This is a genomic window from Streptomyces sp. NPDC058620, from assembly GCF_042717135.1.
Lineage (GTDB): Bacteria > Actinomycetota > Actinomycetes > Streptomycetales > Streptomycetaceae > Streptomyces.
The window spans coordinates 1-2,034 of sequence record NZ_JBHXQO010000146.1; the positions used below are offsets into that span (position 1 = coordinate 1).

Here is a 2,034-nt window from a genome sequence, read left to right on the forward strand (position 1 = left end):
CAGGGGCCGGCACCCGTGTAGGCGCGGTCGGCCAGGATGGGGACGCCCTGGCGTTCGCAGATCCGGATGATCCGATGAGTGCGGGCCGCAGTTAGAGGCCATCTCATTTGGATGACTCGGTATCCTGTGAGTCATGGTGGGGATCGTTGAGCGGCTGGTGCCGGCCGAGTTGTGGGAGTTGTTCCAGCGGGTGGTGCCCGAGGCGCCGTCGCGGCCGCAGGGCGGTGGTCGGCGTCGGCACGGCGACCGGGAAGTGTTGGCCGCGATCGTCTTCGTGGCCACGTCGGGTTGTACCTGGCAGCAGTTGCCTTCGGCGTCGTTCGGCCCGTCCGGAGCGACCGCCCACCGGCGGTTCTCGGAGTGGTCGAAGGCCAGGGTGTGGGCCAAGCTCCACCGCCTGGTCCTCGACGAACTCGGTGCCCGCGGCGAGCTGGACTGGTCGCGGTGTGCGATCGACTCGGTAAACATGCGGGCCCTGAAAAGGGGGACCTGACAGGTCCGAATCCTGTCGACCGGGGCAAGTACGGCTCGAAGATCCACCTGATCACGGAACGGTCGGGTCTGCCCATATCCGTCGGCATTTCCGGGGCCAACCTGCACGACAGCCAGGCCCTGATCCCGCTCGTGAAGGGCATCCCGCCGATCCGCTCGCGCCGCGGCCGGCGACGGCGCAAGCCCGGCAAGCTCCACGCCGACAAGGGCTACGACTACGCCCACCTGCGGCGATGGTTACGCGAACGCGGCATCACCCACCGCATCGCCCGCAAGGGAGTCGAGTCCTCGCAACGGCTGGGCCGCCACCGCTGGACCGTGGAACGCACCATGGCCTGGCTCGCCGGCTGCCGCCGCCTCCACCGACGCTACGAACGCAAGGCCGACCACTTCCTCGCCTTCACCAGCATCGCCTGCACCCTCATCTGCTACCGCAGGATCGCCAAATGAGATGACTTCTTAGGTCGTGGCACCGGCCCGGCAAGGCCGGCGAGATCCACAGCACCTGCCCGGTCGGATCGGTTACGACCTGCACGTTCACACCGTGGCGACGGTGCTTGTGCGAGTAGTCGGCCCGGCCGTCGCCGACCCGGTCGCACTCGGCGAGCGTGCCGTCGAGCGGTACGTAGTGCGGTTCGTGCTCGCGCAGGACCTTGAGCAGGCCGGGCGCCTGGGCGGCCAGGAGGTCGATCACTGCGGTGGTGTAAGCGTGGGCGGTGCCGACCGAGATGCCGAAGCCGGCGGCTATCTGGGCCAGGGTGTCGTGCTTGCGCAGGTACACCAGAGCGACGAGCGCGCGTTGGTGCGGCGGGAGCTTGCAGCGGCGGTCACCCTCGCGGGTGACGATGAGCATGGTGACCCACTCGACCAACGCACGGGGCAGGTCGAGTGCGGCAGGATAGGAGACCAACGAGGCACCTGCACTGATGAGTTGAGACGTCGAACATCTCTCTCAACGGCACGGGTGCCTCGTGGGTTGCGCCCTCGCCGCCGTCATCCCATCAGTGGCCAATCTGAAAACGCTCACTGGGCCGCCGCGGGCGTTGTCAGTGGACGCGAGCACACTGACGGCATGAGACCGGGTTTGAGATCTCGCGTAGTGGCCGGGTAGCCGGGCATCAGCGATGGTCTCCGGCGACCCGACCACACGCATTCACGAGAGAATCGCCTGGTGACTGTATCTATCGCCCGTGGTCGGTCCCTTGCGGAGCTTGAACGTGATCGCTGGCAGGCGCCCCCGCCTGACGCCACCCGTCTCATTGCGACGGCGCATGCCCTGCGGGGTCGGCCGGTCGGAGCTCTGACCGTTGAGGACCTGCGTCTGCTGATCGGGCAGGACATAGGGCTGCCGGTACTTCTTCCCCTCGCGGTGGAGGCGCTTCGAGACGACCCGCTTCCGGGCCTGTCCACCGAAGGCGCCGTGATCCTGGCCGTTTAGCCGGGCAACCTAACGAGCTCGTGCATGGTTAGCGGTGGCGCGTCGGGCCCTTGATCGTTGATCATGGACTGTGTGGTGGGGAACCGGGCACGTGCAGCGATCAT

At 67.4% G+C, this 2,034-nt stretch carries 2 protein-coding genes and 2 pseudogenes; 2 read left to right on the forward strand and 2 right to left on the reverse strand.

The features are described from left to right. Window positions 1-95: pseudogene (locus tag ACFWSK_RS37710) on the reverse strand (IS5/IS1182 family transposase); the annotation flags it as partial. Between the two features lie 38 nt (window positions 96-133). Here ACFWSK_RS37710 and ACFWSK_RS37715 point away from each other — a divergent pair. Then, window positions 134-942, forward strand: a protein-coding gene (locus ACFWSK_RS37715) for an IS5 family transposase (protein ID WP_383796699.1) whose coding sequence is annotated in 2 segments (ribosomal slippage) — window positions 134-482 and window positions 482-942 — 810 coding nt in all. Because the reading frame shifts where the segments join, the coding sequence is not laid out codon by codon here. Here the strand turns inward: ACFWSK_RS37715 and ACFWSK_RS37720 are convergent. After that, a pseudogene (locus ACFWSK_RS37720) lies at window positions 926-1,402 on the reverse strand (transposase family protein); the annotation flags it as partial. The gene ACFWSK_RS37715 and the pseudogene ACFWSK_RS37720 sit on opposite strands and share 17 nt — an antisense overlap. Window positions 1,403-1,663: 261 nt before the next feature. Here ACFWSK_RS37720 and ACFWSK_RS37725 point away from each other — a divergent pair. Further along, on the forward strand, window positions 1,664-1,930 hold the full coding sequence (locus ACFWSK_RS37725; RefSeq protein ID WP_383796702.1) for a contact-dependent growth inhibition system immunity protein: 267 nt from the start codon (window positions 1,664-1,666) through the stop codon (window positions 1,928-1,930). The last annotated feature ends 104 nt before the right edge of the window (window positions 1,931-2,034 follow it).